Raw genomic sequence first — 22,417 nt, 5'->3', positions numbered from 1 at the left:
CAACCTTGGTTGAACCTCAACACGGCCTCAGAGCCCATCCATCGTCCGGTCTCTCACCTCGTAGCGCTCCGCGACGGGCCCTACGAGGCATCTCAGCGGCTCTCATGGCGTATCGACGACCAGAGCGTAGGGGTTCGTCTTGTCCACGGTCACCCAGTGCAATATCTTGCCGCCGGCTGGCACCGTGGAAGTTGGGGTGACCAGGTGGAACCCGATTGTGACCTCATCATCTTCGACGGCTTCGCCCTCACGTCCGGAGAGGTTGCCCTTCTCAACGGTCGGGTAGAGGATGATCGCTCCGGTGGAGGCGCCCCTGAGGGCGTCGGCGACGAGATCCGGGGTCGCTGTGTCTAAACCGGCAATCCTCATTGCTGCGTTCCGGTGTCGTTCCTCGCTGAACACTCGGAACGAGGCGCTGGACGAGGTGCGTTGACGTTCGAAGATGCTGAAGGGCCCGTGCCCGGCGACGAGGCGTCGTGTGGTGGACCTCGTCTGCTGGGGCAGGAGCACAACCCACCGTGCGAGTTGGTCGTCGCTCAGGCGGCGCAGCCAGGCGAGTTCGGGTTGGAAGGTGTCATCGGCCAGCCATTTGAGGTTGCCGAGCACGGCCAGAAGCGCTGCGTGACTGACGATTGCCGCCCCCGCCTCGTAGGTGGTCTTGGCTCCCGGCACCACGAACCTGACGGACCGTTGGGCTGCGGCAGCGAGTAGCGGTTCCCACTGTTCGAGGTTGTGCTTAATCTTGGTTCCGACGGAGGGGAAGGCCACGGGTTCCATCGGCTGGCCGGGTGAGCTCTTCAGGACGAGCTTTGCGTTCCACATTTTGTTGCGGCCGGTGGGTCGCAGGTCCGGGCGGTGCTGGGCGATCAGAGGTGGGACCTGCCGGGGGGTCAGCTGGGGCCTGCCGTCGGCCGGGGCCGCGTACTGGCGTAGTTCGCGACGTAGAAAGTCCTCGTCGCGGCAGGCAGCCTCGAACATGTCGTGCAGGTCTTCGGTCGTGTAGAGACGAACTAGGTCTCGGAAGCCGTGCCGGAAGCCGAACCAGCGGCCCATCTGCATAAGGGTGTCGACCTGTGACGTCGCGCGTCGGTAGTAGGTCACCGTCAGCCCCTCCACGGTGAAGCCGCGGGCGAGCTTGTTACCACCGACCAGGATGCGCCAGATCTCTCGCTTGTCGAAATCGAGACTCTCCTGCTGCCGCTCAAGGTCGGTGTCGCTGTTCACGACGATGACCGGGCTGCCGTCACGGTCAGCGGGGCTGATGAGCCCAAGCGCTGCGCCAATGTCGTCGCGCAGGTAGTCGAAGTCGGCGGGTGTAAGCAGTGCTGGTGCCTGTGCGCGGGACACGGGCAGGACGTCGGTGAGGTACAGCTCCCGCAACCGGGCCAAGCCGCTGGCTCGGTAGTAGCCGGCGGTGTTCCACAGGTGGCTGATCAGCTCGGCTGTCTGCCGGTGGGAGTCCTTGCCCATGGCTTCATGGACGAGCATGGTGTGGTGCCGGTAGGTGGTTCCGTGTCGTTGGCGGTAGAGCTTGACGGCGCCGGTGAGGACGAACATGTCCATTGCGCGGCGTAGTTCGCCGTCGTCGGGCTCGTCGCCGAGGTGCCGCACGTGTGCCCGTTCCTTGGAAGTTTCGAGAGGTCGCTGCTTGACCGGCAGTTCGGCGTCGAAGTCGTGGAAGTCCTCCGCGCCCATGTAGCCGTTAGGTCGCGGCAGGGAGATGAGGAAGTCGCGGGGAAAGATGTCCTCGACGTCGGACGGGTCGATGAACACGTTGGCGTAGGGGGTGGCGGTGTAGCCGACGTACTGGGCGCGGGGCATCATGCGCAGCAGCTGCCCGATGAGGCGGTTGATCGCAGTGCGCTTCTTGCTGTCCTCCTTCCACTTCTTCGGGCTGACGGTGTTGACCGAGGCTTGGTCGGACTCGTCGTCGATGATGAGGACCGGCACCTCGCCGAGGCGGTCGCTGATCCGGCCTAGGTCCGCCACCAAGTCCTGAAGGACGCGCGCGTTCTTCTTGGCGACGACAAGACGGGCGTCGCTGGTGTGGAGGTTCACCGCGTCGTAGAACTTTCGGTTCCGCTCGCGCCCCTTGAACTCGAGGGCAGAGAATCCCATCTGCAGTCCGCTGTAATCCCTGGCATGCTTGCTCAGGCGGTGGATGTCGGGGTAACCGGAGTCGGACGGTCTACCACCGTGGCGGACGAAGCGGTCGCGTTTCCAGTCGGGGTCGTCGTGGTACTCGTGGGCCTTCTGGTCGTGAGGGGAAATCTCCCGCTCGATGTTTTCTCGGCCGCACAGCTCGATGTCGAGGCGCCGCTGGGTCTGGGCGCGGAGCATGTTGGTGGTGCCGGTGAGCACGATGACGAGCCGGTATCCGGCATCGATGGCTTTGGCCACGACGCCGGTGAAGTTGGCGGTTTTGCCGCTCTGGACGTAACCGACCACGAGCCCTTTGGCCTGGTACGCCACGGGGCGGGTCGGGTCGGACAGCCTACGAACAACCTCCTCGGTGGCCCTGTCCAAGTCGGCAACGGCCTTGGGGTTGCGCCATTTGTCGAGAAGGTAGCGGTGATAGTGCGCCCAGTAGAAGTTGCGTTCGGTACGCCGTTGGGGGGTGCGCCACTCCTCCCAGTCGTCGGCGATGACTATGAGACCGTCGGCGGACGCGTGAGGAAACACGTCAGCGAAAAGGTTCGCGGTTGGCTCGTCGACGCCGAGTGCGGTGATCACCGCTGCGCGGCGTTCGGCGGTGTTGTGGCTGGTGCCACCGGTCCAAGGGGCGCTGCTTTGTTCGTGGTCCCACGCGGCAAGGGTGTGGGCGAACTGTTGGCGCAGGGCGTCCTCGGGGCCGGCGTCACGCAGATGCGCTTGGAGGGCGGACCCGTCAGCGAGACTTAGGGTGTCACCGCCCAGCATGGCTGCCAGGGTGTGCAGTGGCTTTGGCCCGGGACGCTGCATGGCGTCGAGGGCGGCGCTGTAGGCGGTGGTGACGGTGTCGCTCATGGCAGTTCCCGCTGTCCCCTCGTCAGTGCGTCGGTGAGGATCTGTGGCGTCGGGTCGCCGCTTCGTCCGGTGAGGTCCAAGCGGTAGCGGACGTCAGTCACGTGCGTGCCGTCGACGCCGGCGTCGGCTAGGAGGCGGGGCGTGAGGCGTGGGAACGTTTCCGTCACCTGGAATGCCTCGGCCGGTGTTCGTAGACGCCACCGGCGTTGGCAGGTGGCCGAGTAGCGGTCCCGCCATCCGGAGCCGCGGAGCAAGTCGTCGAATGTGGCGCGGTGGGCCGTGGACGACAGCTTGCCGCGGACACTGGTGATGAGGTTCGGTAGCGTGCGGCCCGCGCTGCCGGCGGCGGTGATCTGCAGGGACACCAGCCAGAGTTCCCGACCGCCGGTCTCGACCATCTGGGTCAGCGAGGAGATCCAGTGGGCGCGGCGTTCGGACACGGTGGTCTTGACCTCGACGTCGTGGTCAGGGAGCCCGAAGTCGTGCTCCTCGGCCTGCCCGCCGCGCCATGACGCGAGCGCGTTGTCCGGTCCGGCCGCGTGTACGAGGCCGGCAAACAGGAGTAGTTCCCCGATGAGCCCCGTCTCCTTCTCCTGTGAGAGGGCGTCCTCAGTTTTCAGGAGATGTCCGAGGCGGCGCAGGGTCTCGACCAGCGCGGCGGTCAGTGTCTGTTGGTCCAGTTGGACTCGGTCGGCGACGGCGCACAGCAGGGGATAGGCATCGACGAAGAGCCGGGGATCGGTGACGGCAACCTCGATCATCCGCTGCCCGTCGTGGTGCACGACGCGGACGCTGAGGTGCTCCAGCCCGGCGGGTACAACCTCGTGGGAGGTTGCGGGTCCGCGTAGCCCGACTCGCCTGGCGTGGGGGTCGACGAAGAGCACGAGTCGGGGTGACCCGGTGATCGGGTGGTCGATCGGGACACTGCTTCTCAGGTAGTCGCTGAAGCTGTCGGTGCTGAGGTGACGGTCTGCCGGTGTCGTCATGAGCGGGCCTCGAAGGTGGACCTCTCCGCCTTGGCCGCGGTGGTGAGGACCTCCTGCCAGAGGTCGATGTTGTCCTTGTCGCGGGCGCCGAAGTGCGCACCCTCGAAGACGTTGCCGGCGAGCAGGAACAGCAGGGCCTTGAGAACCGGGGCGTCGTTGGCGCCGCCGCGTCGTCCGCCGAGCAGGGCCCGGCGGTACGCCTGGTTGAGCCACAGCGTCCTGGTTCCGCGGTCGAATTCGAGGAACGCGTCGGTGGTGAAGCGCTTCCACTGGATGTTGAGGGGTTCCTCGGGGAGTAGCGGCAACTCGTTGCGGACCTCACGGGATACCTTGGGGTGGAAACCCTTGCCGGGTGGTAGCACAGCCTTACGGCGTGCGGTCGTCCGTCGGTTGGCGTTGATCCATGCCGCCTCGGCGGCCTGGAGGTAGTCGGTGACCGTGGTGCCGTCGTCGGCGCGTGCCGTGGCGACGGCTTGGGCGAAGCGGGGCCCGGCCGACACGCGAGACTTCTCGGGGTTCATGACGAAGAGTCCGGTGGTGTCCCCGTCGATGTCGATACAGACCCGAGCAAGCTGGAGTCGGGTGTCGGAGGCGTGGATGCCCTCCCAGCCGCCGGCGTGCAGGAGTCGTCCACGACGGTAGAAGTAGAGGCCCTGGCGGGCCTCCGCCCCGCCGGGCAGTCGGTACTCGGGGGAGTTGGAACGGCGCGGCCAGATGTGACAGCGCATGAGCAGGTCGGTTCCGCTGGTCCGTACCCTCAGGTCCTTGGGCCAACCGGGCAGTGTGTCGGGGTAGGCGAAGGGGTCGGTGGGTGCCACCGGGTGACGGACGCCGACGCCGAGCTGGATGTCCTCGACGTCTATGACGATTCGGATGTCGCGTTCGGTGAGGATGCGGTGGAAGGTCAGGCCCAGGTGCCCCTGCAGGTGCGAGATGGTGCGGCTGAGGAACTCGTCGACCTGCTCGGGGTCGTCGGACGAGGGTAGGCCGTGTACGTGGTCCCAGCGGATGATGGTGCCTGACCCGCTGGTGGGGAGTTGCCAGTTGCGGTCGAGCTCCGCGGCGGCGAACGTACCGGCCACGATGTCGCAGGTGTAGTCGCGCTTACCGGAGGTGAGTTTCCAGCGTCTTCCCACGGCTGCGTGTCCGGGTGCGCGGGACAGCACGGTGAGGCTGGCGGCTTGGCTGAACGAGGCTGCTTTGAGTCCGAGGCCGAAGTGCCCGAGGTCCTCGCCGGTGTAGTGGCGGTTACCGCCGACGGTCATCGCCGCGTCGATGTGGTCGGGTTTGATGCCTCGGCCGTTGTCGACGACGTAGAGCCCAACCAGGCGGGTGCCGCGTTGGACGAATCGGACGAGGATGTCGGTGGCGCCGGCGTCGATGGAGTTGTCCACCAGGTCGGCGAGGGCGGTCTCCAGGGAGTGGTTGCGGCCCAGGGCGTCCATTGCCCGCGGGTCCGGCGGTAGCTGCACCGCTCCCTCGGTGGGGACCTCCTGAGACCAGACGGACATTTACGCTCCAGTGGGTGTGGCCGGTGTGTGACGGGCGGAACTGTCAGAAGCCGTTGACGGGACGGAATCCGTGGCGTCGGGCGTGGCGCATGGCCTCCAGCGCGCCGCGCAGGTGCTTGCCCGCGGGGTCCCAACCCTGGTGCAGGGCTTGGGTGACCTCGGTCACCGACCTCCGTTGCTCCGGGCTGAGGTTCCCTGTGGCGGCGCCCCAGGCGGTCAGGTCGCTCCAGTCGGCCCCGGTGGTATCCCGGACCAGCTGCAGGTCGTCGCCGTAGGTGTCGACGTCGGCGAGTTCCGTATCCAGCTGCGGCGGGATGACCCAGGCGAGTTCGCATACCGCCGTCCAGCACTCCGGTCGTTTGGTCCACTCGCCCACGTTGGTACGGCCCTCGGGTGGCGAGGTGATGACCTTCTGCACAAGCGGGCACAGGTCGGTTATTGCGTCCTGCAGCGCGGGGGTGAGGTCCTGGTTGCGCCAGATGCGGTCGAGGTCGACCCTTTGGCTGGTGGCGTGGGCGAGTTTCGCGATGGTGTAGGTGACAATGTTGGCCTTGTACCCGCCGAAGTTCTGTCTGGCGACGAGTTTGTCGACCTTCCTGAACAGGATTGCCTTGGCCACCAGGTGTCGGCAGTACTGCTTGTCGACCACCGGTTGCTGCTCGTCCAGCCGTTGCGAGAACAGAGTGAAGTTCTTCTCCGCCCCGAGGCTGACCAGATGCGGTTCCATACTCCAGGAGTGCTCGAACTTGGCCAGGTCGGACTTGGTGAACTTTTGGGCTGACGGGTTGGCGGCCTTGAACACCTTCTGCCGGGCCGGTGTCCCCTCACGGGTGAGAGCGTTGGCGTACTGGCCGCGGGCCCGTTCGTAGAACCAGTGGGTGTCGTGCGGATGGGCGGGGCTCGGCGGTGCCCACAGGGTCCGCATGATCCGCTCAACGTCGACGTGGAAGGCACTGTTCGCCTTCAGGTCCGAGGCGGTGACGCGGTTCTGGGTGTTGGAGTAGGCGGAGATCTGCGGGACGATGTCGTCGAGCCGGTCCGGTGAGACCACCGTCAGCTTCATCTGCACGTGCGCGGCACCGACGTCGACCTTGTTGCGGTGGGCGTGGTGGATGGTTGCGGTGGTTTGCCCTCCGTTGACGATCTGGAGGTGGTGGATGCGGCGGATCACCCGCTGACCGGACGCCGTGTCACCGAACTCGACTTTCGAGGCGGTGGCTGCGATCCCGTTGTTGTAGGCGAGGAACCGCTCGGGATTGCTCTTCAGGGTGTCCAGGATTCCTCGATTGACCGCGCCGCGGACCTGCAGGAAGGAGCGCACGTTCAGCTCCAGCAACCGAGCCCCGTGGGCGGAGTACAGCTCGGCCAGTCCGCTGGCGGGCACGATGGCCAACAGAACCGAGTAGTCCTCGTCGGTTCGCGGAGTGGCCAGGCAGGGCAGCCCTTCCGGGAACTCCGCGACGATCGGCTCGGCCTTACTTCCGGAGGTCGACCAGTTGGCCAGGCGTCGCAGGTCCCACAACTCCCGGCTGACGTGCCTGCCCTCGAACAGCATCGGCGCGATGCCGTCGCGGACCACGCTGCGAGCGTTGGTGACCAGCACCAGACGCACCGACTCGACCCGACCGAATCTCTCGCTGACGGTGGCACACATACCCGCCACGTCCGAGGAACGGTCACGCCTGGTCAGGGTGCCGCCGACACAGCGGGACAGGAAGTTCTCCAAGCGCCTGAACGCCGCATCGACCTCGGCGCGGCCGATCTTGTGGCCGTCGTCTGCGCGGGGGCTGTAGTGGGTAAGAAACAGGTCCAGCGACCGGTCGTCAGACGCGGCACCGTAGCCGCTGACCTCGACACCGTGGTCCTTGAAGTGCACCGCCACGGCATCCTCGGTGTGTCCGTCGGCGGCCAGCTGGTCGAGCATCAGCTGGGTGAAGGCTTCCTGAAGGTCGCACCCCTCGATCTCAGCCTGGGTCCTGACGTCCTCGATGAGGCCGTGCGCGTAGTCGCTGACGTCCGACTCAGCCACGCGCACCCCTGTGCCGCAGGACACGGTTACGGCACAGCGGGCCGCACATGCCGGGCGGACTTGTGAGGGGCATGCAGTTCTCCGGGGGATCGTTCGGCATGTCGGGTGACGGTACGCGCCGACTCGGTCGCTGATGGCATTAACTCTCCCTGATGAGGACAGGACCGACAAGACCCACCGGGCTGAGTCTTGATCACCGCATCGGTCCTGTTCATCACCGCATCGGTCCTGTTCCGGGTCGGTCGAACCACCTGTGGCGCGATCGGAGCCCGAGGAGTCTCGTGCGCTGCCGTCAGGGGGACGATCCGTCGTGACGACGCGGGGGCGGCCGACGCGTGGCGTCGGACCGCAGAGGTAACCTGCGCAGTGCGTTCTGACTGATCGAGGAGGTGACGCGGGTGGCGGACGATGCCGTCGAACGGCGTCGGGCGGGTTACGGCGTCAAGCTCGTGCGTGGCCCGTTCGTACGCCTGGCGCCACACCCTGAGGCGTCCAAGGACGACGGCGACTTCCTCCGCTTCGCAGCAGCGTGCCGTGAGCGGGGCGAGCGGTTGGCGGCGGACCTGTTCAGTGGTGCCGGCGGCCTGAGCCTGGGCCTCACCCAGGCAGGGTTCCGTGTGATCCTGTCGGCCGACCGCGACGCTGAGTCCGTCGAGACGCACCGACACCACTATCCGGGCCTCACCCTCGACTGCGACCTAGGAGAGTCCGCCAACGTCAGGCGGATCGCCGCCTTGGTCAAGGAGGCGGGAATCGAGCTGCTCGCCGGTGGTCCGCCTTGCCAGCCCTTCTCTCGGGCGGGCCGCTCACTGATCCGTCATCAGGTTCGCCACGGCCTTCGTCCGGCGCACGACGAACGCCGGGACCTCTGGCGTTCGTTCCTGGAGGTCATCCAGCTGGCACGACCTGCCGCCGTGATCATGGAAAATGTCCCCGACATGGCACTCGATCGGGAGATGTTCATTCTCCGCACCATGGTGCACGAGTTGGAGTCAATCGGTTACGCGGTTGAGGAACGAGTGGTCGACACCCTGCGCTACGGCGTGCCTCAGTTCCGCCAGCGGTTGATTTTGGTCGCCTTGCGAGACGGGATAGCCTTCGACTGGCCTGAGGAGGTACCGGACCGGGTGTCGGTGTGGAACGCGATTAGCGACTTACCCGAGGTCGAGGGTGGCTGGAGGCCCGAGGGTGGTGCCGACGGCTGGTCAGACTACGCCGGCCCCGCTTCTGCCTTTCAGAGGCAGATGCGTCGGGGCGTTGCACCGGCGGACACGGGCAAGGTCTTCGACCACATCACCCGACCCGTACGCGAGGACGACCTGCGTGCCTTCGACATGATGGACGCCGGCACCCGGTACTCGGACCTACCGGAGGACGTCAAGCGCTACCGCGACGACATCTTCGACGACAAGTACAAGCGCCTGAGCGAGGACACCTACTCCCGCACGATCACCGCGCACATCGCAAAGGATGGCTACTGGTACATCCATCCCCGACAGGACCGCACACTGACCGTGCGTGAGGCCGCGCGGCTGCAGACCTTCCCCGACTGGTTCCGCTTCGCCGGCCCACCGTCGGCGGCGTTTCGCCAGATCGGTAACGCCGTGCCCCCTGCGCTGGGCACCCAGCTCGGGCGTGCCGTGATGACGGCGCTGGACGCCCCAAGGCCAGTTCCCTACCGCAGCGGCGACATCGCTCAGGCCCTTGCCACCTGGTTTGACGACCTCGGCGAGCCGGCCCTGCCGTGGCTGCGCGCGCGGACACGGTGGCAGGTCATCTCCGCGGAGATGCTCCTCGACCGGGCAGCACCCGAGCAGATCCGAATCCTCTGGTCACTGCTCGAACGATGGGAGCAGCCGCAGGACACCGTCGACGCCGGCGATGAACTCGTCGAGATCGGGCGGTGGATCAACCGTGAACACCGTGCCGAGCGGCTGCTCGAACTGGCGCGCACGCTCATGTCGCAACCGGACCTCCTCGACGACGACAAGATCCACAGCCTCCGCGGGGTCGACGCCTCGGTTGCCGACCTCGCCGTCCTCGCAATCCCGACCCGCGATGAGGACAACGCGGAGGAACCCGTGCTCATCACCAAGGGCACCCACCGCGTCGCCGCCCGCTTCACCGGCGAGCACGTCGAACGCAGCAACAGGATGACCGCGGGACGTCTGGCCGTCGCCCGAATGATCGGCGATGACACCGACGCGCGGCGGGCGCATCTCGGACTGATCGAGCTTGCCACCTCCGTCTGCCGCCCGACCGACCCTGCCTGCCCACGCTGCCCCCTCAAGAAGGCATGCAGCGAGGCAGCCAAACGGGGCGGCCGGACTGAACGGCAGCCGGTGGTCAGTCCCTGAAGCCGAGCGCGGCGGCGACGTCAGGGGCTTCGGCCCGCAACCTCTCCCCGATGCGTTGCAGGGCCGCGTACTCACCCGCACGCATGGCAGCGGCTCGCAGTGCCAAGCCGACAACCGGCATGGGCGGCGTCGCCCCGGACGCCTCGCTGCGCGACAGGGCCGCCAGTTGCTCGGAGGCCACCTTCGAGCCCTCGGATTCACCGCGCGAGTTCTTGCGGTAGGCGTCGTCCGCCCGCATGCACAGCTCGTGCACCGGGCGTTCGAGCAGCTGACGCAACTGCGGCGGCATGGCCACCCTGATCTTCGCCACGTTGATGTTGAACACGATGTCAAGATCCGTGTCGAAATCCAGTGCCGCCCGCGCGAGCTTCGTGTGTTCGTCGATGCCTCGCATGCCGTTCCAGCCGCCCCACTGGACCAACCGCTGGGCACGGTAGACGTACAGGCCCTGCTGACGGTTCCAGTTCAGCGGGCCCGAGAGCCGCTCGAACTCCGCCTGCGACGTGAACTGGTCGCGGGATGGAAGGACGTACCGCTGCAACGACACCACGCCGGTGGCCTCACCGAGGGTCACCTCGAAACGGAGCGGAGGCAGCACCTCCCGTGCTGGCTCGTCCGGTGCGAACGGGTTCCACGGCCCGACCTTCTCGCCGTTGACCGTGATCACGAGGCCACCGCCGGCCTCGCCCTCAAGGAAACGGTGGAAAACCGTACCCAGGTGGTCAGCCGTCCTGCCCGCCAGTGCTTCCAACCGGCGACGCGCCCACCCGCCCTCCGGATTACGTTCGGGCAGAACCCGGTCGAGTCCGCGCCACAGCACCACGGTGCCCCCCGTGTCCGCGACCGTGTCGCGGGCCTTGATGACCTGCTCGTCGTTCGCCGGCTCGGCGACGACCCAGTCATCCACCTCGGCGATGAGATCGAGATCGATCATTCGTGAGACGGTGCGGGCCGTGGCGGCCCTCCTGCGACTGACCACCGTCAGGGACCGGCACTGCGACAGAGATGCGGTCTTCAACCCCAGCCCGTATCGGCCGAGGTCGCCGCGACCGTAGTCGCGCCGGCTGCCGTAGCGCAGCGCCTCCAACAGTCCGTTGGCGCTCATACCCTCGCCGTCGTCGGCGATCATCACCCACGAGTCGGACCCGTCGAACACGATGTCGATCTCGACGCGGCTCGCGCCCGCGGCGACGCTGTTGTCCACCACGTCGGCCACGGCGGTCGGGAAGTCGTAACCGATGTCGCGCAGGGAGTCGGTCAACCGCGCAGCAGACGGCGCCACGCTGTACAGGTTCCGAGCGCTCACGACGCCTCCTCCGGTCGAAAACGATGACGGGGACCAGGATGTCATACTCCCCCGCCAGCCACACCGTCGGACGCACACCAGTTCGACGGCAACCAACCCGTGACCGGGTAGCCGCACGTGCGGCCGGCAGCCATCCGGGCTCGGTCCAGGCTCCGGGACCATGGAGTGGCCACAGCCCATTCGACGCGCAACGGCGGGTCCAACCGGGCCAGAGGCAGAAGCGGCCCGTAGGGGGATTGGGCACACCGCAGACCCTAGGACTGGTAGGACCGGCGCGATGAGTCGAACGGCCAAAGTCTGATGTACCTCGCGGCTCTAACCGGCTCGCCGCCCTGCAGGTAAAGGGACACTTCCCGGTTGACGGGCGGCGGCAGGGAGGTTAGTCCGGGGCGGAACGCCGGCCGGATAGAAGGTGGGCGACCGAACCTTGAGGAAGGGTGTCCGCGCATGACGAGTCACACACCACATCGGCAACCCGGCGTGCCGCCTCACCTACCTCTCGACGTACCTCGCATTCCCACACCCTGACTACTCGCCAGCCGGCTCCGACCAACTCATTGTCTACCCGCTGGTCACGCTGCCTGTTAGTCTCGATCTTCGCCGCCCACCTGTCCGCGTTGGGACCCCGAAAGCGGGTCGGCCCGTGCTGGGGACAACCGTGCCAGAAGCATCCGTCGACGAACACCGCGACGCGAGGGCCCGGAAACGTGAGGTCCGGCCGGCACCGGTTGAACAGGGTTCGCCCCAAGCGATATCGAAGGCCGAGAGCGTGCACGGCGCGGCGCAGCGCGACCTCGGGTGCGGTGTCCCGTGTGCGGCGGCCCCGCAGGTGGCTTCCCTCGGTCGTAGCCACCCAGGGTCTTCCCGAAGCGCCACCCGGCGGCGGGGAGCCGCCATCGTCGTGGATCGTCATCACACCCCCAGCCTGACCATATCCGCACGAGCGCCGGCCGCTCTTCACCTCGCCGCGTCACCCCCCGGACCTTCGTCAGAGATCGTCCCCGTCGCCCTACGGTGGGGAAACGGCGGTGGCGAAAGTCTCGTGCCGCCATCAGCCATCGATAATCTCGAACCTCGCACGCGTCGTATGCACATCGCCGCCGTCGCTCTCGCCGGGCTCGGCGTGGCTATCACTATCTCGCCAGCGTCCACGACGGCTGCCGGGATCCCGTCGAAGGCGACAGCGTAATCGCAGCTCAGCGTCGCAGCATCACCGCGCGGGGCCCAACGAGCGGCTACTACACGCTTCGCTCCACCCGACGGCCAGCGGTGAACGCTTCAGCCGCGAGCGAGCGGTTCGCTAGGCGCGATGATGCCGTGGCCAGGGCGAGTGAGATCGGCCCAGACAGCTGGCCGCGCGATCGCTGCTGCGGTGGCGTGGCACCACCTCAGGAGTGCGAGCGGTTCGCTGGGCATCTGCGGAAGCGGTACTGCGGCGACCGGTATCCAAGCACGCAGGCGTATTAGGCGGCCCATCCCGAGGGTTTCCTCGACGAGATGCCTTGGCGGTTCGGTGGACGGTAACGCTGGTGCGGTTCCAGATAACCTCTGCTGGCCATGAGTGATTGACAGGTGACGTGAATGTGATCCTCATGTTTGACTATAGATATGGGGGCGGGGGAAGCGCGGTTGTCGATCGATTGTGGCAGCGCTGGAACCCGAGCCGTCCTGGCATATGCCGACGGCAGCACGCACGTGTTGTTGTTCGACGGGGCCCCGTACGTGCCCAGCGCGTCGTTCGTGCCCGCTAACGGCCAGGCGGCGCCGGCGGGGCAGCCCGCACGAGATCAGCATGGAGCATTCATTCCGGGGCCGCGCATTCCGGTTGAGGATGCGACGGCGGGGGACGCTGGCGGCGACGCGCTGGAGGTGGCGGCGCCGCCGCTGCGCCGGGTCGCCGCCGAAGCCGAGCGGGTCGTCGGTCAGCCGGTGCGGGATGTGCGGGTGGTGGTCCCGGCGGGGTGGGGGCCTCGGCGGCGGACCTGGATGCGGCAGGTCGCGCACCGGGCGGGGTTGCCGCAACCGCGTCTGGTGGAGGCCCCGGTGGCGGTCGCCGAGTATCTGCTCACCACTGGTGTGCGGGTGCCGGTCGGAGCGTTCCTTGTCGTCTGTGATGTCGGCGCGGGTGCGGAGGTGACGGTGCTGCGCCGCGGGCCGGCCGGGTTCGAGGTCCTCGCGACCCTCGCCGACGCGGCGGCTGGCGGCACGGCAGTCGATCACGCGCTCGCCGACGCCCTCATCGGCGCGTCCGCGGGAGAGGGCCAGGGCGCGTCGCGCGCGTCGGTGACGGACAGCGTTCGTGTGGCCAAGGAAGCGTTGGTGAGCCATCCGGCTGTCACGGTTCCGCTCCCGGACCGGCCGCCGGTGATAGCGAACAGTGCGATGCTCGACGAGGCCGCCTGGCCGGTGGCGTGGCGCGTGGCGCAGTTGACGCAGGAGACCGTCGCCGCCGCTGAACTCACGGTCGGTGACCTCGCCGGTATCTACTGTGTGGGCGGCAGCGCCCAGTTACCGCACTTGGCGGCGGCGATCGCCGAGCACACAGGCGCCGCACCCGTCATCGTGCCCGAGCCGGGGCTGGTCGCGGCTCGGGGCGCCGCTGACGTCGGCGCCGTCGATACCGGGGCGGTCGAGCGGGTGGAGGTGCCTGTGCCGCCCGTGCGGCGGGCGGCGGCGATCGCGGTGCCGGGCTTCGCGTCGCTGGCCCTGATCTGGCAGTGCCTCCTGACCGCCGAGGAGCACGGGGTGCTCGGTGTGTACTACTCGGTGAGTGTGAACTGGGGCGAGTTCACGATGGCGGCCGTGATGGCCCTGCTGGCGTGCCTGGCCGCGGGCACGGTCCTCGGCTCGCTGATCGCCGCCCGTAGTCCGACCCCCGGCACCCGAACCGAAGGGGGACGGGTCAGCGTCGGGATCCTCGCCGCGGTGTCCCTCGGCGCGGCGATCGCCGGTCTGTATGCGGTGGTCACCAGCCAATACTTCGGTGTGCCCGTCGGCCCGTACCTGAAGTGGGCGCTGTGGCCGATCGCGCCGGTGTTGGTGATGGCCGTGGCGATGGCGGTCGTCGCCGCCCGGCAGTGGCGGACCCCGCACGGCGGCTGGTCGGCGTTGCTGGCCGCGCCGGCTGGATCCATCGTCGCCGCGACGCTCGGGATGGGGTTGATTCAGTATTCGTTGACCGCCGACCGGTGGCCGGATCGGATCCTGTGGATCGACATCGCCGGCCGCGTCGGCGGTCTCCTCCTCGGCGTGGCCGTGGTCATGGCGGTGGTGACGCCCTTGATGTTCCGTCTCATCCTCGCCGCTCCGCTGGCGGTGATCTGCGCGGCGATCGTCAGTAGACGGGCCGCGGGGATGCTCGGCGTCATTTACGCCATCGCCGTCGCGACCTGGTGGGCTACTCGGCTCTGGAGCCGTGTCCTGCGCCCCGCACTGCCCACTCCCACCGCACCGCCCACCAGCTCGGTTCGGGCGGACATGTTACCGGGTGGAGGCGGGTGACATGCGGTTGTCGCGGCAACTGATATCGCTGCTGTCCGTCCTCACCCTTCTGGCCGGCCCTCCAATAGTGCTGCTGTCCCTGGTCGGAGCACCCATACAAGGGTGGCCGACCGCCGGGCAGGCACGGGAGTGGGTGCAGAACCCGCTGACCGAACAGACCCTCACCGCCGCGCTGACCATCGCGGCGTGGCTGTTGTGGCTCCTGCTCGCCTACACGGTCACGATCCGGGTGCTGACCCGCCTGAGCGCGACCGTGTCGTGGCTGCGGCGCATGCCGCTGCCGACACGCTGGCAGGCCACCGCCGGTGGCATCGCCGGCGCGGCCGTCTTCGGTGTCAGCTCCCACGCGATCACCGCACCGCCACCGCCGCCCACGCAGCCGGCAGCGGCAGGAACCCTGGATGAAGCCGGCAACCCCACGCCACCAGACCGCGACGTCCTGGCCGACGCGGGGATCAGCATCGCCGGTGGCTGGCTGCCGCGCGACGTGGCGGAGCAGGTCAGCGCCGCGGCGGCGCTGGTCTGGCTCCGTCGCCGCCGCTCCTACCGACCCCACCCGCCCGGGCCACCGAGCCGCGAGGACACGGACCTGGCGCCGCTGCCCCCCACAGTGGCGGCCGTGCAAGCCGCCCTCGCCGACTCGACACCACCACCTGGCGAGCCTGGCTCCGCCTCGGCGGGCTCGTCGCTGCTCGACCGGCCAACCGTCGGCGATGCTTTCCCCCGAGCTGGGGTCGGTCTCACCGGGCTTGGGGCGCAGGACGCGGCGCGGGGCCTGCTCGTCACCAACCTGCTGGCTGGGCGTCATCATCCGGCAGTGTCCGTGGTCGCCACCCGATCCGTCCTGGTCGGATTGCTCGGCCCCACCGCCGAAACGCTGGCCCGGCGCCTGCCGGGGCTGGCCGTCATGGACAACCTCGGCCAGGCAGCGGCGTTTTTTTCCGACGCCCCCTCTGGTCGTGGCCTGGGCGGGCGAGGCCAGGCACAACGAGACACGCAGGAGGGCACCGGCACACCCGGACCAACCCTCATCGTCGACGAGGCGTCCGCGACGGACAACACCGAGACCCTGGCGAGTCTGGCCACCGCCTGCGCCGTGGTGGCCGTGCTGGGGCGGTGGCCGGCCGGCCAGACATGGCAGGTCGACCCGTCGGGGCGCACCCACCACCTGGACGGCAGCGGGTCTGCCGGACCACGGATGTGCGTTCTTGCCCGGGTCACGGCCACCGACCTGCTCACCGTCATCGCCCACCCCGACCCGGCACCGCCAGAGCCTGGCACCTCCGGCCCGTCGCGCCACCCCGCCCTGGCAGGCCGGTCCCCGCAGGGGGTGGTCACCGCCCAGGACCACCCCGTCCGCTCCGGCGACGACAAGCGACACCTTTACTTGCGCTTGCTGGGCGAACCAACCCTGCTGCTGGACGGCCACCCTGTGGAGATCCGGCGTACCGCCGCTCTCCAAGTCCTCGTGTTCCTCGCCGCCCACCCCGACGGAGCCGACACCCGGCAGCTGACCGACGCCATCTGGCCGGGCCTGCCACGCCACTCTCTCACCGGCCGCCTCTACACCACCCTCAGCGACCTGCGCGCCACCATCCGTTCCACGGCCGGGGTGGCCCTCATCGAGCACAGCGACGACCGGTACCGCCTCGACCCCACCGGCGTCACCGTCGACCTGTGGCACTTCCACGACGCGGTCCGCGACGCCACCACCGCCGTCGCCACCGACGCGGCGATCTGGAAGGCCGTCATCGACGCCTACCCTGGTGACTTCGCCGCCCGACGGACTTGGCCCTGGCTCGACCCGATCCGCGAGGCCACCCGCCGGCACGTCATCGACGCACACGCGGCTCTCGCCAGCGCCAGCCCTGACGCCCGTGAGGCCCTGGCATGGCTGCAGGCGGGCATCCGCATCGACCCGTACAACGCCGACCTGCACACCCGCGCGGTCACCGCACTCGTCACCCTCGGCGACCACGACGCGGCCGACGTCCTGCGGAAGGGCTACACCCGGCGCCTCGCCGCAGCGGGCATTACCCCCACCGACTCCGACCTCACGACAGCCACCCTGATGGATCAGCCCGCCGTCCCCACCCGGTGACTCCCGCTACCTTCTTGCTGGCCCCAGCTGTCGGGGTACGGCCAGGAGTGCAAAGTCAGGTACACGTTGGCATACAGAGATTCACGTGCCGACTGATGGACGTTGGTCGCCTTGAGTGCTGACATCAGCGTCAGGACGGCCGCTTGAACCGACTACTTTCGGTTGCCGCGTAGCGGAGGCGCGTGAGCGGATCGCGGATCCGTGCGCCGAGCCCGTCCTCGACAATGCGAGCATCTTCGGCATGAGCGACGAGCAAGAAGCTACGACGACAGACACCCACAAGGATCGGCGCAAGGTCATCAATCTCGATGACATCAAGCATGCGCCCACCGGGGACCCGCTCGTCGACCGCGGCATGCAACTGACCCTCGATGAGCTCGAGGAAGCTCAAGCTGATCCGGACCACCCCGCCCATGAGGCGGCGAAGGCTGCCATGCTCCACATCAACAAGAGCCTGGGCAGCTTCGTCGACACGGTGTACGGGGATCAGTTCCGCCGTATCAGTGAGAATCTCGCGGCAGCGCTCAAGCCTAACCTTGGCAACCTGTTTTCTGCGCCGAAGGCCAAGTTAATTCCTACCGCTGTGGCACCGGTGAGTCCCCCTGTTCCGCCTGTGCTGGAGATGCCCGAAGCCGAAGAGTGGGAGATCGACGAGACGCCACAGGAGACCCTTCAGGCATTGCTGGAGGTTTCTGAGCGCATGTCGGAGATGGTGCGAGTTTCTGCCGAACACCGCGACGTCGCGGTCCAGCAAATGTCGCACTTCAAAGGGGAAGCCGACGCCTCGCGTAAGTCCGAGCGGCGGATGTTGCGGCTTACATTGATGGCGCTCATAGGCACCTGGGTCGCAGTGGTTGTCGCCCTCGTGGCGCTGTAGGGGATGGCTGCGGAGAGGACCCGACCGAACGTCGGTGTCTGCTGAGTCCTTTTGACGCGCTGTCGGTGGCTCGGGGATGTCGCGCCGCCGGGCTGTGCGCCGCGTTGAACGCTGGCTCCTTCGTAACGTTACTGACCCGGGTCTGGTCACTTTCACAGCCGTCAGGCGGCCCAGTCACCGGGACGCCGGCTGCCCTTGTTGCAGCTCTGTACGTCGAGCCGTACCTGTCTCTGCATTTGAGCGAGTACACCGACACCAGCAGGGAAGTCCTCGGTCGCCCAGTCGGATCGCGCAGCCCGGTCAGGGCCTCCGTCGCCAACTGTCGGACCACGGCGGTCGCCAGGAACATCGCCGCCTCCCGGTGGCGCGCAGTCGATCCAGCACGGTCACGCCTGGTACGACCTACCGCCCTGACGCACGCAAGCACGAGCCTCGGGGCACGCCCAGAACTTGGACCAGCAGGCCGTCGTCTTTCGCCTCCCCCGTGACCCGAGCGGCTCCTGCCGGGCGGTGGCTGATCGCCCAGTGGCCCATCCCGGCACTGTCCGGCCCCGGGTCGCAAGCCCTTTCCATGGAGTAGCCCTCGACCACCTCGTGGGCTGACCGTCCTACGGCCCACAGCGCTGACCTGCGCGTGTGAGGTCGTGTGAGGTGTTGTTAGGTGCTGTCAGCCACCAGCGACTCCCACCGGCGCCCCGGCGGCCATAGCGTCGCCGTCAACCGCCTCACCCGTCGCCAGGCCACGCTGCCGTCGGGTGAACACCCGCAGGACAGAGCGTCCGCCGTAGGGAGGAGGGGCCAGTGTCAACCCGATCGACGAGCACCGCCGCGATCACCATATCCATCCTGAGTACGGCGACCGTGCCCGTCGTCCTTGCTGGCACCGGCGTATGGACGCCGACGCTGCCGTCACCGGCCGCCTTCCGGCAGTGGGTCGCCCAACCGATGACCAGCGGCTTCCTCCTGGCACTCACCGTCGCCGCAGCAGCGGCCCTGTGGCTGCTGCTATGCACCACCATCCTCCTGCGCGCCTACAGCGCGGTGGCCCGTCGTCTCAGCGCCGTGCCGGCGCTGCACGTCCCTGGTCCCGTGCAGGGCATCACCGCCGCACTGCTGGGCGCCACCGCCGTCACCACCGCGGCAGGCGCCGCGCACGCAGCCCCGCCCAGCACCACCGCCGGCGACATCAACGACGACCAGTCGGCGCGGCCGAGCGGCACACCTGTCCCGCATCCGACCGCCCAAGACGCCGGGTCGCCGGACGGCGTCTATACCGTGCGACGCGGCGACACCCTGTCCGCCATCGCCCACCGGTGCCTCGGCGACGCTAACCGCTGGCCGGAGATCTTCACCCTTAACCGCGGCACCCACTTCCCGCAGGTCGGCGGCACCCTGCACGACCCGGACCTCATCCACCCCGGCTGGGCCCTGCGACTACCCGCCGACACCACCAGCACGCCCGCATCGCCGACGTCACCCACCGAACCGCCGGTCAGGGGCACCTCGCCACCACCAGTCGGCCCCACCGCACCACCGTCGACGCCCGCCCCACCACCGCCTGCCCAGCCGACGACACCGGCGCCACACCACCGAGACGACGGCACCGCACCAGGCGCACGCGAAACCACAGGCACCACCACGCCCGGCGACCAGGCATCCACCTCACACGCCTCGACCACGCCCACCCACCACGACGCGAGCGACGAGCCGCACACGCCAACGCCGCGACCTGACCGCGGGGTCACACTCGACACCGGCAGCTGGCTCGACGCAGGGCTCGTCACCGCCATCCTCGCCGCCGTCGCCCTCATCTGGGCACACCGCCGACACCGCTACACGCGCCGCCCTGTCTCGACCGACCCGCGCCTCGACGACCCCGACCTGGCACCCATGCCGGCCGTGATCAACCAGATCCGCCGCCGCACCATCACCGCCCGTCGCCATGGCAAGCAGCCCGCGACCAACGACCTGACCGACGACAGCGTGAAGCACTCCGAACGGCATGACCACGACAGCCCTGGCCCGGCCGAAGCCGACGACGAGGACGAGTCCGGCACACCCCCATCCGTCGCGAAATGCGCGCCCCGCCCGCTGGTGCCGTCGTTGGCGCACCCGCTCACCGCGGTCTGGCCGCCCGCCGGCTTCGGACTCACCGGTCCCGGCGCGGAGGCTGCAGCCCGCGGGTTCATGGCCGCCGCCCTAGCCGCCGGGGGCCTCGACGCACCGGACGACCGCACATGGCTGGTCATGCCATCAGCGACCACGGCGGCGCTACTGGGCGCCGGTGCCGTCGCGCTGCCCCGCACGCCGCGGCTGACCGTCACCGCTGGCCTGGACGAAGCCCTCGACCTGCTCGAGGCGCAGACCCTGCACCGCAGCCGCATCGTCGACGCCCACGAGGTCGACACCGTCGCCGAGGCCCGCGCGGCGGACCCGACCGAGGAGCCGATGCCGCCGGTTTTGCTACTGGCCGACGCTGACACCTGCCACCAGCGCACCCGCATCGCCGCCCTCCTCGCCCAAGGCCAGCGCCTGGACATCCACGGCCTGCTGCTGGGCGCATGGCCCGACGGCGACACCGTCGTCGTCGCCGCCGACGGCACCACCAGCCGCGCCGACGGTGACGGCTCCCGCCACGGCGGTCACCCGGCCGACATCGGCCGGCTGACCGTCCTCACCCCATCCGAGACCAACGACCTGCTCGTCACCCTCGCCGAGTCCCACACCGGCCAGCCGCAGGCACCCGCCCCAACCGAACCCGCCCGAGCCACCACAGCCGCACCCGACACGCAACCCCCTCCCGGCACCGAGTCAGCGCCACCCGACGCCCCCTTCCGCGACGACGAACACCTGCCGGCATCCAACCCGAAACCTGTGACCGCCGCCCAGGCAACAACACCGGACAGCGCCGACAGTGAGAACACTCCCGCCGCCCAGGCAGCCTCGCCCACCGACGCCCATGCCCTCGGTACGGGCATTCCCGACGACAGTGAGACCACGCACGCTGTGGACGAACCGGATACAGGCGGCACGGCCGATAGCAGCGAGGAGACCAGCCACGGTCGGGTCCAGGTCGCCGTGCTCGGCGCCGCCGCCATCATCGACGTGCCGCCCGGGCCGACACTACGCAAGAAATCCCTCGAACTGCTCGTCTACCTGGCCGTCCACGACGGGGCCGCTACCGCCGAGGCGATCCTCGACGACCTGCTCCCCGACGCCCCCGCCAACAAAGCGCCCGGCCGGCTCTACACCTACGTGTCCGACCTGCGAACCATCATGCGCCGCATTGCAGGACGCGGCACCTACCTCACCCACCCCCACCAGCGGTACGTGCTCAACCACGACGCCGTCGACGTGGACCTGTGGCGCATGCGCTCCGCGATCCGCGACGCCAACCAGGCCACCGACCCGGCCGAGCGCCTCGCCGCGCTGCGCCGCGCGGTCGACACCTACCAAGGGCACCTGGCCGACGGCGCCGACTACGAATGGATCGAGCCCTACCGCGAAGCCGTCCGGCAGCAGGCACTCGACGCCTACCTCGCCCTGGTCGACGCCCTCGCCGGTGACCCCGCCGAGCAACTCACCGTCCTGGACGCCGCGATCGGCCACAACCCGTACGCCGAAGAGCTGTACCAGCAGGCAATGCGCGCCCGCGCCGCGCTCGGGCACCTCGACGCGATCCGCAGCCTGCGCCGTTCTCTGACCCGCGCCCTCGGCGAGATCGACGCCGAACCCAGCGACGACACCATCACCCTGGCCGACCAGATGGTCGCTCAGATCCAGCGCCCCACTCGCCGACCAGACCTGCGGCCGGCGCCCCGGCCCGGCGACGGAGCCGCCGCATGACCGCCACCCCAATACCCCAGCACACCTCCGCCCGTACCCCGCGAATAGCCGAGGTTGACGCCCGGCACTTGACCCGTCTGCGGTGGGCCGTGCGGGCAGTTCTCGCCCTCGGCGTCGCCGCGTCCATCGCGGCGAACGTCCTGCACGCCCGGCCGAACCTGATCAGCCAGGTCATCGCCGCATGGCCGCCGCTGGCGCTGCTGCTGACCGTCGAACTCATCTCCCGCGTCCCCGCGGACCGCCGCGGCTTAGCCGCCGCGCGGCTGATCGCCGCCGCTGGGATCGCCGGCATCGCCGCCTGGGTGAGCTACTGGCACATGGTCGGCGTCGCCGCCCGCTACGGCGAAACCGACGCCGCCGCCTCCTACCTCCTGCCCATCTCCGTCGACGGACTCGTCGTCGTGGCCAGCATCAGCCTGGTCGAGATCGCGGGCCAGATCCGCACCTGCTCCGTCAGCCCGGCCCACGCGCCGACCGATGCGTACGACGCCGAGGAAGTTGCACCTGCGCCCCCGCGGAACGCCGCACGCGACCGGGGCACGGATCCCTGTCACCACGACATAGACCGACCAGGGAGCAACAGGTCCCGCACCACCGGCTCTTCAGCCGCGCCGGTCGAGAACTCCGACGAGCGGGACAAAGACACTCCGGGCGCTACCCAACGAATTGAACCGGACCCCTTCGGGGATCAGAGACATGGGCCCCAACTGGCTGGCCGCGAAAGCAGCGCAGAGGTGCCGTCCGACACCGCTGGAGCCGTTGCCTACTGGTACCGCCAGGACCCGGCCCTGCACCCTGCCGACATCGCCACAAGAATCGGCCGGTCCGAGCGCACCGTCCGCCGGTACCGGCCACCCGCGCCGTGAACCACGAACCGACACGACACCAGCCGTGCCG

The 22,417-nt window shown here is 68.7% G+C and carries 12 protein-coding genes; 6 read left to right on the top strand and 6 right to left on the bottom strand.

Going from position 1 to position 22,417, the window contains the following annotated elements:
- Nucleotides 1-102: 102 nt before the first annotated feature.
- The 4 genes from ABGB10_RS26715 to ABGB10_RS26700 are packed head-to-tail and all read right to left on the bottom strand — an operon-like array spanning nucleotide 103 to nucleotide 7,532.
- Nucleotides 103-3,006: a Z1 domain-containing protein gene (locus ABGB10_RS26715; protein ID WP_347663727.1), complete on the bottom strand. Its 2,904-nt coding sequence runs from the start codon at nucleotides 3,004-3,006 to the stop codon at nucleotides 103-105.
- Nucleotides 3,003-3,992 carry a PD-(D/E)XK motif protein gene (locus ABGB10_RS26710; protein ID WP_347663726.1) on the bottom strand — a complete coding sequence of 330 codons (990 nt, stop codon included), beginning with the start codon at nucleotides 3,990-3,992 and terminating at the stop codon, nucleotides 3,003-3,005. The genes ABGB10_RS26715 and ABGB10_RS26710 overlap by 4 nt, the downstream gene beginning before the upstream one ends.
- Entirely contained in the window at nucleotides 3,989-5,503 is a 1,515-nt protein-coding gene (locus ABGB10_RS26705; protein ID WP_347663725.1) for an ATP-binding protein, read from the bottom strand. The genes ABGB10_RS26710 and ABGB10_RS26705 overlap by 4 nt, the downstream gene beginning before the upstream one ends.
- 43 nt (nucleotides 5,504-5,546) lie before the next feature.
- Nucleotides 5,547-7,532: an AIPR family protein gene (locus tag ABGB10_RS26700; RefSeq protein WP_347663724.1), complete on the bottom strand. Its 1,986-nt coding sequence runs from the start codon at nucleotides 7,530-7,532 to the stop codon at nucleotides 5,547-5,549.
- 398 nt (nucleotides 7,533-7,930) lie between these two features.
- Between ABGB10_RS26700 and dcm the strand changes: the two genes are divergently transcribed.
- Nucleotides 7,931-9,889 carry a DNA (cytosine-5-)-methyltransferase gene (gene dcm, locus ABGB10_RS26695; protein ID WP_347663723.1) on the top strand — a complete coding sequence of 653 codons (1,959 nt, stop codon included), beginning with the start codon at nucleotides 7,931-7,933 and terminating at the stop codon, nucleotides 9,887-9,889.
- Here the strand turns inward: dcm and ABGB10_RS26690 are convergent.
- Entirely contained in the window at nucleotides 9,879-11,195 is a 1,317-nt protein-coding gene (locus ABGB10_RS26690; RefSeq protein ID WP_347663722.1) for an ATP-binding protein, read from the bottom strand. The genes dcm and ABGB10_RS26690 overlap by 11 nt on opposite strands.
- A 379-nt stretch (nucleotides 11,196-11,574) precedes the next feature.
- On the bottom strand, nucleotides 11,575-12,108 hold the full coding sequence (locus tag ABGB10_RS26685; protein ID WP_347663721.1) for a very short patch repair endonuclease: 534 nt from the start codon (nucleotides 12,106-12,108) through the stop codon (nucleotides 11,575-11,577).
- A gap of 956 nt (nucleotides 12,109-13,064) precedes the next feature.
- On the opposite strand from ABGB10_RS26685, the gene ABGB10_RS26680 reads away from it, so the two are divergent.
- The 5 genes from ABGB10_RS26680 to ABGB10_RS26660 all read left to right on the top strand — a co-directional run bounded on the left by ABGB10_RS26680 (nucleotide 13,065) and on the right by ABGB10_RS26660 (nucleotide 22,386).
- Nucleotides 13,065-14,696 carry an Hsp70 family protein gene (locus tag ABGB10_RS26680; RefSeq protein WP_347663719.1) on the top strand — a complete coding sequence of 544 codons (1,632 nt, stop codon included), beginning with the start codon at nucleotides 13,065-13,067 and terminating at the stop codon, nucleotides 14,694-14,696.
- 1 nt (nucleotide 14,697) lies between these two features.
- The gene (locus tag ABGB10_RS26675; protein WP_347663717.1) at nucleotides 14,698-16,797 is read left to right on the top strand and encodes a hypothetical protein; all 2,100 of its coding nucleotides are present in this window, start codon (nucleotides 14,698-14,700) and stop codon (nucleotides 16,795-16,797) included.
- Between the two features lie 241 nt (nucleotides 16,798-17,038).
- Complete coding sequence (locus ABGB10_RS26670; RefSeq protein ID WP_347663716.1) at nucleotides 17,039-17,674, top strand: hypothetical protein; 636 nt, start codon at nucleotides 17,039-17,041, stop codon at nucleotides 17,672-17,674.
- A gap of 801 nt (nucleotides 17,675-18,475) precedes the next feature.
- Complete coding sequence (locus ABGB10_RS26665; RefSeq protein WP_347663715.1) at nucleotides 18,476-21,520, top strand: BTAD domain-containing putative transcriptional regulator; 3,045 nt, start codon at nucleotides 18,476-18,478, stop codon at nucleotides 21,518-21,520.
- Nucleotides 21,517-22,386, top strand: coding sequence for a DUF2637 domain-containing protein (locus tag ABGB10_RS26660; RefSeq protein ID WP_347663714.1), 870 nt, complete (start codon nucleotides 21,517-21,519; stop codon nucleotides 22,384-22,386). The genes ABGB10_RS26665 and ABGB10_RS26660 overlap by 4 nt, the downstream gene beginning before the upstream one ends.
- Nucleotides 22,387-22,417: the final 31 nt, after the last annotated feature.

It is taken from the genome of Micromonospora sp. B9E7, from assembly GCF_039871815.1.
Taxonomy (GTDB): Bacteria; Actinomycetota; Actinomycetes; order Mycobacteriales; family Micromonosporaceae; genus Micromonospora.
This window is presented reverse-complemented; position numbering and strand designations above follow the sequence as displayed.